This window comes from Actinotalea ferrariae (assembly GCF_019733465.1).
GTDB lineage: Bacteria > Actinomycetota > Actinomycetes > Actinomycetales > Cellulomonadaceae > Actinotalea > Actinotalea ferrariae_A.
Genome location: NZ_JACVQL010000056.1, coordinates 1 through 8,447 on the forward strand (window position 1 = coordinate 1; position 8,447 = coordinate 8,447).

At 75.5% G+C, this 8,447-nt stretch carries 6 protein-coding genes; 3 read left to right on the top strand and 3 right to left on the bottom strand.

Going from position 1 to position 8,447, the window contains the following annotated elements:
* On the bottom strand, positions 1-793 hold a 793-nt coding region (locus ICW40_RS05320), incomplete at its 3' end, for a CHASE3 domain-containing protein (protein ID WP_221652796.1).
* Between the two features lie 96 nt (positions 794-889).
* Here ICW40_RS05320 and ICW40_RS05325 point away from each other — a divergent pair.
* From ICW40_RS05325 to ICW40_RS05335, 3 genes are all read left to right on the top strand, one after another.
* Positions 890-2,212, top strand: a complete 1,323-nt coding sequence (locus ICW40_RS05325) for an MFS transporter (RefSeq protein WP_374199131.1) — start codon at positions 890-892, stop codon at positions 2,210-2,212.
* A 9-nt stretch (positions 2,213-2,221) separates the two neighbouring features.
* Positions 2,222-4,312, top strand: coding sequence for a SpoIIE family protein phosphatase (locus ICW40_RS05330; protein ID WP_308121640.1), 2,091 nt, complete (start codon positions 2,222-2,224; stop codon positions 4,310-4,312).
* Between the two features lie 103 nt (positions 4,313-4,415).
* Positions 4,416-6,380: a PKD domain-containing protein gene (locus tag ICW40_RS05335; RefSeq protein WP_221652797.1), complete on the top strand. Its 1,965-nt coding sequence runs from the start codon at positions 4,416-4,418 to the stop codon at positions 6,378-6,380.
* 32 nt (positions 6,381-6,412) lie between these two features.
* Here ICW40_RS05335 and ICW40_RS05340 read toward each other — a convergent pair whose 3' ends face one another.
* On the bottom strand, positions 6,413-6,898 hold the full coding sequence (locus ICW40_RS05340; RefSeq protein ID WP_221652798.1) for a pyrimidine dimer DNA glycosylase/endonuclease V: 486 nt from the start codon (positions 6,896-6,898) through the stop codon (positions 6,413-6,415).
* Positions 6,899-6,908: 10 nt separating this feature from the next.
* Positions 6,909-8,447, bottom strand: a 1,539-nt coding sequence (locus tag ICW40_RS05345) for a CCA tRNA nucleotidyltransferase (protein ID WP_308121642.1), incomplete at its 5' end; no start/stop codon positions are given.

Consider the following 8,447-nt stretch of genomic DNA (forward strand, 5'->3'; position numbering starts at 1 on the left):
CGCCGGCCGCGTGCAGCTCGGCCGCGAGCTCGCCCAGCGCCGACCCCATCGCGTCGAGCTCGGTGACGCCGGTGGCCGGCACGCGCGCGCCGAGGTCGCCGCCGCGCAGCGCGTCGATGGTCGTGAGGACCTCGGCCACCGGCTCGATCACCGCACGGGTCAGGTGCCGACGCCGTCGCGCGGCGAACAGCGCCGCGCCCGCGACGGTCACGAGGGACGAGCCCATGGCGACGTGCAGCGCGGTGCGCTGGTCCGCGAGCGCCTCGTTGCGGCGCTCGACGACCGCGCCCGTCGCGCGGAGGTCCGCGTCGCGGTAGGCGTCGAACAGCTCCTTGCCGTCGAGCAGGGTGGCGGTCGTGGCGGCGGGCGTGAGCTTGGACAGCCGGATGTCGCCCGCGACGACGCCGTCGGCCCAGGTCTGCCACGCCTGGCGCGCGAGCATCGTGTCCACGACGAGTCCGGTGAGCTCCGGGTCCCGGCTCGTGCCGCGCAGCAGGCTCTCGCCGGCCTCGGCGGCGGCGACCCGGCCGTCCTCGAGCGGCGCGAGGAAGAGGTCGTCACCCGTGGCGACCCACCCGCGCAGCCCGGTCTCCTGGTTGAGCATCGCCTGGTGCATGAGGCGCGAGCTCGCCGCGAGGCCCGTGTAGCGGACGACGGCGGGCTCGGTCACGGCGAGCAGGTAGCCGGACGAGAGCAGCGTCATGACGAGCATCGCGCCGAGCGCGCCCAGGAGCGCGACGTGGCTGCGCCGCAGCTCCGCCACGATGCCCGTCGGGCTCATGGCGCGCTGCACGCGGGCACCTCGCTCACCTCTCACACCCCCTCCATCGGCCGGCGGACGCGCAGGTGAAGTCATCCGACGTCTTCGTCCGCCGGTAGCCTGCAGCCCGTGAGCGTGCTCGGTGACCTGCGCGTCGTCGCGGTGCACCCGGGCTTCCGCCGGCTGTTCGCGGTGCGCCTCGTGTCCCAGACCGGTGACGGGATGTTCCAGGTCGGCCTGGCCACCCTGTTCTTCTTCGCGCCCGAGCGCATGACGACGGCGACGGGCGTCGCGACCGCGTTCGCCGTCCTGCTGCTGCCCTTCACGGTCGTCGGGCCGTGGGCGGGCGTGCTGCTCGACCGGTGGCGACGCCGTCAGGTGCTCCTCGTCGGCAACGCCGTGCGCGTCGTGCTCACGCTCGTGCTGGCCGCGCTGCTCGCGGGCGTCGGCGTGGGGCCCGCGGTCTACGTGCTGACCCTCGTGACGCTCTCGGTCAACCGGTTCCTGCTCTCGGCCCTCTCGGCCGGTCTGCCGCGCGTGGTCCCGCGCGACCAGCTCCTCATGGCGAACTCGATCACGCCCACGCTGGGTGCCGCGGCGGCCGGCGTCGGCGGTGCACTCGGCTTCGTCGGCGGGCTCGTCGCGCCGGAGGGACCGGCGCACGACGCCGTCGTGCTCGTCGGTGCCGCGGTCGTCTTCGCCGTCGCGTCGGCGCTCGCCCTGCGGCTGGGACCCGACCAGCTCGGGCCGACCCACCGGGCCGCGGGCGACGAGCTGTGGGCCAAGCTGCGCGAGGTCGCCGCAGGGCTGGGCGCCGGCGCCCGCCACCTCGTCGGGCGGCGCACGCCGGCCATGGCGCTGGGCGTCATGACCGCGCACCGGTTCGTGTACGGCGTCGTCTTCATCGCGAGCATCCTCATCTCGCGCAACCTCCTCGCCGACCCGCGGGACAGCGCGGCGGGTCTCGCCACGTTCGGGCTCGTCCTCGGTGTGACGGCGATCGGCTTCGCGGCCGCCGTCGTGCTCACCCCGCTCGCGCACGAGCGCCTCGAGCCCGAGCAGTGGATCGTGGTGTGCCTCTCGGTCGGCGCCGCGAGCCAGCTGCTGCTCGCCGTCACGGTCGAGCGCACCGCGGTGCTCGTGGGCGCGGCCCTACTCGGGCTCGCCGCGCAGGGCACCAAGATCGCGGTGGACACCATCGTGCAGCGCGACACGGACGACGACTTCCGCGGCCGGGCCTTCGGCCTCTACGACGTGCTCTACAACGCCGCGTTCGTCGGCGCGGCGGCGCTGGCCGCCGCGGTGCTGCCCGACACGGGCTGGTCGCGGCCGGCCTTCGTCGCGCTCGCGGTCGCCTACGTGGTCACCGCCGTCGCGCTGCGCGCGGGGGTGCGGCGGGTAGCGCTCGAGCGGGCCCGCGGGCCCCGACCGGGCGCGCACCCACCCGCCTAGGATCGTCCCGTGCCCGACGCGACGCCTCCCGCGGTTCCCGTCGGCCCGCCGCTGCCCGCCGTGCTCCACGACCGGCCCGCGGCGACGCTGCTCGTCGACCTCGACGAGGGCGTCGTCGTCTACGCGAACCTCCTCGCGACCGAGCTCGCGCCCGGGCTGCACCTGCCCGTCCCGCTCGCCGCGTGGTCCGAGGCGGCCGGTCTGCGCACGCCCGACGGCGTCCCGCTCGAGGCGGGCCTCCTCTCGCTGGGCGCGGTCGCGGCCGGCGAGCCGGCGCGCGGGCTCGAGATGAGCGCCGAACGCGCCTCGGGCACGTCGGAGGCGCGCGAGGCGCTGTGGGTGGTGGGCGTCCCGCTGACCGACGCGCCGGCACCGCTCGCGCGGCAGGCCCTCGTCGTCCTGCTCCCGCTCCGCGAGCGCGCCGACGTGCGCGCGCTCCAGCAGCTCGGCGACGACCTCCACGCGCGGGCCGCGGTCGCGAGCACGCTGTCCTTCACGATCTCCGACCCGCACCAGCCGGACGACCCGTTGGTCTGGGTCAACCCCGCCTTCGAGCGGGTCACCGGGTACCGCGGTGCCGACGTGCTCGGCACGAACTGCCGGTTCCTCCAGGGCCCGGACACCGACCGGTCCGCCGTCGCGCGCATCCGCGCGGCGCTCGACGCCGGGACCACCATCGCCGACACCCTGCTCAACTACCGCGCCGACGGCACGCCGTTCTGGAACCAGGTCGTCATCAGCCCGGTGGTCGACGCCGACGGGCGCGTCACGCACCACGTCGGCATCCAGGCCGACGTCACCGAGCGCGTCCAGGCCCAGCTCGAGCGCGAGGCGGCGCTCGACGAGGTCCGCGTCGCGGGCCGCCGGCTCCAGCTGCTCGCCGAGGTGAGCCAGGAGCTCGCCCAGCACCTCGACTACACCGCCGCGGTCCGCGCGCTCGCCGATGTCGTCGTCCCGCAGCTCGCGACCTGGGGCTTCGTCGCGGTGACCGACGACCGTGGCCACGTCGACCGGCTCCACATCGCGACCCGCGAGCCCAGGCACCGCGCCGACGGCGAGGCGCTCGAGCACGAGGACGTCTCGTGGCTGGTGCGCTCGCCGCGCGTCGCGGAGGCGCTGCACAGCGAGGCGACGCACGTCGCGAGCCCGTTCCCGGTCGACGTCGACTCCCTGCCCGCCCGGACGACGCCGACCCAGCTCGCGCTGCTGCAGCGGCTCGGGCTCGGCAGCGCGCTCGTCGTGCCGCTGCGCGGTCGCGGCCGTGTGCTCGGCGTGCTCACGCTCGTCGTCGCGACCGGTGAGGAGCTGAGCCAGGAGCAGGTGATCACGGCCGCGCACATCGGGCACCGCGCCGGGCTCGGCCTCGACAACGTGCGGCTCTACCAGCGCGAGCGCGAGGCCGCGCTCACCCTCCAGCGCAGCCTCCTGCCGGAGCTGCCCGAGCTCCCGGGCCTCGACGTGGCCGCGGCCTACGTGCCCGCGCTGCACCGCTCGCAGGTCGGCGGCGACTGGTTCGACGTCCTGCCGCTGCCCGACGGCGCCGTGGGGCTCGCCGTCGGCGACGTCGTCGGCCACGACCTGCGCGCGGCCGCGTCGATGGGCCAGCTGCGCTCGGTGCTGCGCTCGTACGCCTGGTCGGGTGAGGACGCGGGCACCGTCGTCGCGCGCCTCGACGAGCTGGTCCAGGGCCTCGCGATGGCCGACGTCGCGACGTGCGTGTACCTCCGGCTCGAGGGCTCGACGCTGCGCTACAGCCGCGCAGGCCACCCCCCGCCCTTCCTGCGCGAGCGGGGCGGTGCCGTGGTCGAGCTCGGCGGCGGCCTGACCACGCCGGTCGGCGTCGCCCCCGTCGGTCGGTCGATCGCCGAGGCCACGGCCGAGCTGCGGCCCGGCGCCGTGCTCGTCGTGTACACCGACGGGCTCGTGGAGCGCCGCGACCGGTCGCTCCGGGACGGCCTCGCCGTGCTCCGGGCGACGCTCGCCGCGCTGCCCGACGACGTCGACGCGCAGCAGGTGTGTGACCACCTCGTCACGACGCTCACCGCCGGGGTCCAGGAGGACGACGTGTGCGTGCTCGTGGTGCGGCGCCCGGAGGACTGACCCGCACGCCGCCGGCGCGGCCGCACCCGAACGGCCCTGTCCGAGATGTCCGGTTCTGCGGTAGGACTGGCCGCAAGGGGGGCTCACCGGCCCGGAGGTCGTCATGGCTCGACGCAGCGCCACCATCGTCCCGACCGCCGTCGCGCTGGTCGCACTGGGCGTCTCGCTCCTGAGCGCAGCCCCGGGGTCGGCTCCCGCGGCCGGCCCACCGGGTGGCGCAGCGGCAGCGGTCGTGGCGGCGGCGGCCGAGGGCACGGTCCGGCTCACGGCCGCCGGCGACTACGCCGCGACCGCGGACACGCGCGCCGTCCTCACGACGACCGCCGCGCTCGCCCCGGACGCGAACATCGCCCTGGGCGACCTGTCCTACGGCGCGACGGGCGCCGAGCAGGCGTGGTGCGACCTCGTCACCGACCACGTCGGCGACGGCTTCCCGTTCGAGCTCGTGGCGGGCAACCACGAGGCCAACGGCCAGAACGGTCACATCAACGACTTCTCGGCGTGCCTGCCCAACCAGCTTCCCGGGCTCGTCGGCACCTACGGGCGTCAGTGGTACGTCGACATCCCCGCGCAGGACCCGCTCGTGCGCGTGGTCGCGGTCTCGCCAGCGCTCACCTTCCCCGACGGCACCTACCAGTACGCGGCGGGCAGCGCGCGGTACCAGTGGACCGCGGCCGCGATCGACGGCGCGCGTGCCGAGGGCGTCCCGTGGGTCGTCGTCGCCCTGCACAAGCCGTGCGTGTCGCTCGGGCAGTACACGTGCGACCAGGGCGTGGACCTGAGCAACCTCTTCCTCAGCAAGAAGGTCGACCTCGTCCTCAACGGGCACGAGCACCTGTACCAGCGCACCCACCAGCTCGCGCTGCGGCCCGGCTGCACGACGCTCGCGACGGGCACGGCGGACCCGGACTGCGTGGCGGACGCCGACGCCGCGATGGTCCAGGGCGTCGGCACCGTCTTCGCGACCGTCGGCACGGGCGGCCAGACGCTGCGGGCGGTCAACACCTCGGACGCCGAGATGCCGTACTTCGCCGCCGCGTCGGGCACGACCAACGCGACGTGGGGCCTGCTCGCCCTCGACGTCACGGCGACCACCCTCAGCGCGCGGTTCGAGCGAGCGAGCGGCGGCACGTTCGCCGACGCCTTCACGATCGGCCCGCCGGACGCGACGAACCTCCCGCCGACGGCGTCCTTCACGGTCGCGTGCACCGGGCTGGACTGCGCCACCGACGCCGGCGCCTCGACGGACCCGGACGGCACCGTCGCGACCTACGCGTGGGACTTCGGCGACGGCACCACGGCCACCGGCGTCACCGCGCAGCACCAGTACGCGACGCCCGGCACCCGGCAGGTCACGCTCACGGTCACGGACGACGACGGCGCGACCGCCACCACGACGCGGCCCGCGACGACGACGTCCACGACGGGTCCGTTCGCCGCGGACGCGTTCGGCCGCACCCTCGCGACGGGGCTGGGCACGGCCGACGTCGGCGGCGCGTGGCGCGTCACGAGCGCCGCGAGCTCCTACGCGGTGCAGGGCGGCGTCGGCCTGGTGCGCATCGCCACGGCGGGACGATCGCTCGACGTCTCGCTGCCCGAGGCGTCGTCGCCCTCGACCGACCTCACCTTCCGCACCGGCCTCGACAAGGCCGCCACGGGAGGCGGCGTCTACGTCACCGCGGGCGTCCGGCGCGTGGCCGGCGCGGGCGAGTACAACGCGTCGGTGCGCCTGCGGCCCAACGGGGTCGTCGCGCTCGGCCTCGGCCGCACGGTCGGCGGGGCCGAGACCGCGCTCCGCTCACCCGTCGTGATCGCAGGGCTGACCCTGCCCACGGGCGAGGACCTCATGGTCCGGACGCGGGCGGTGGGGGCGAACCCGACCACGCTGCAGGCGCGGGTCTGGCGCGCGGGGACCCCCGAGCCCACCACGTGGCAGGTGAGCACGACGGACAGCACGGCGGCCCTGCAGGCACCGGGCCACGTCGGGTTCATCACCTACCTGTCGTCGTCCGCGACGAACGCGCCCGTGACCGTGCGCCTCGACGACGTCGTCGCCCAGGTGCCGTAGGCGGCGCGGCGAGGAGCGCTCGGGGCGAACGGTCAGGGACCGTCCACCCGGTCCGTGACGACCTCCCACTCGGCCACGGGCCCCGGCACGACGTCGAACAACGGGTGGGCCGCGGGCACCTCGACGTCGCGCCACCGCGCGAGCACGTCGGGGCTGCGCTCGGCGAGCTTGGCCCGCAGGTGCGTCCACTCGTGGGCGAGCTGGCCGTCCGTGACCTCGAGCCGCAGGTCGGGGTCGGGCTCGCCGAGGAGGAGGGCGCGGTCGTAGGTGTAGCCGCGCCGCACCGCCTCGTCGGCGATGCCGTGCAGGAACGTCACGATGGGCGCACCAGGGTGCAGCGGCGGCTCACCCGCCGCGACCGCCACGAGCTCGCCGACGCGGAACCGGCGCAGCTGCGGGTGGTTGCGGTAGCCCTTCGTGGTGCCGGTGAGCACCTTCTGCGCGAGCAGCCCCTCGCGCCAGCCCGCCGTGAGGCCCTGCCGGTCGAGGTACCGGGGGTGCACCGACCAGAGCCTCATGCGCGCGGGCTCACTGCTCGGTAGGTCCCTGCTCGGTGGGTCCCTGCTCGCTGGGTCCCTGCTCGCGCGCGGCCCACCACCGGCGCAGCTCGCGCTCGGCGTCGGCCGGGTCCTGCGGGCCGTGCTCCATCCGCAGCTCGAGCAGGTGACGGTAGGCCTCGCCCACCTCGCGACCCGGCCGGATGCCGAGGATCGCCATGATCTGCTGCCCGTCGAGGTCGGGTCGGATCGACGCGAGCTCCTCCTTCTCGCGGAGCTCCGCGATGCGCCGCTCGAGGTCGTCGTACGCGAAGGAGAGCCGCTCCGCCTTGCGCCGGTTGCGGGTGGTGCAGTCCGAGCGGGTCAGACGGTGCAGGCGCTCGAGGAGCGGGCCGGCGTCGGTGACGTAGCGGCGCACCGCCGAGTCCGTCCAGCCGCTCTCGCCGTAGCCGTGGAACCGCAGGTGCAGCTCGGTGAGGCGCGCGACGGCCTGCACCGTCTCCTTGTCGAACCGCAGGGCCTTGAGCCGGCGGGCCGCCATCTTGGCGCCGACGACCTCGTGGTGGTGGAAGCTGACGCCGCCGCCCGCCTCGAACCGCCGCGTCGCCGGCTTGCCGATGTCGTGCAGCAGCGCGGCGAGGCGCAGCACGAGATCGGGCCCGGGCACCGGGCCCGTGGGGTGCTCGTGCGTGCCCGTCTCGAGGTCGATGGCCTGGGCGAGGACGGTCAGCGAGTGCTGGTAGACGTCCTTGTGCCGGTGGTGCTCGTCGATCTCGAGCCGCAGCGCCGGCAGCTCGGGCAGCACGACGTCGGCCAGTCCCGTGTCGACGAGGGCCGTGAGCCCCGGCCGCGGGTCCGGCGTGAGCATGATCTTGACCAGCTCGTCGCGCACCCGCTCGGCCGAGACGATGGCGATCCGCTCCGCCATCCGCTCGATCGCCGTGCGCACGTCCACGGAGAGCGTGAAGCCGAGCTGGGCGACGAACCGTGCGGCACGCATCATCCGCAGCGGGTCGTCGTCGAAGGACTGCTCGGCGGTGACCGGCGTGCGCAGCACCTGCCGGGCGAGGTCGGCGAGCCCGTCGAAGGGGTCGACGAACGTGAGGCCGGGCAGCCGCACGGCCATCGCGTTCACCGTGAAGTCGCGGCGCGAGAGGTCGCCCTCGAGCGAGTCGCCGAACGCGACCACGGGCTTGCGCGACGTCCGGTCGTACTCGTCCGTGCGGTAGGTCGTGACCTCGACGACGACGTCGGCGGTGCCGGCCTGCCCCGCGCCGCGCGCGAAGCGGCGCGCCCCGATCGTGCCGAACTCCCGCCCGATGTCCCAGTGGGCGTCACCCCAGCGCGCGAGGATCGCCTCGGTCTCGTCCGGGGTGGCCGACGTCGCGAAGTCGAGGTCCGAGCTCACGCGGCCCAGGAACGCGTCGCGCACCGGTCCGCCGACGAGCGCGAGCTCGTGGCCCGCGCTCGCGAACGCCTCACCCAGCTCGACCGCGGCGGGCGCCAGCTCGGCGATGACGGTCAGCGCCCGGCGCTGCAGCGCCGCGAGCGCGGCCTGCGGGTCCTGCGC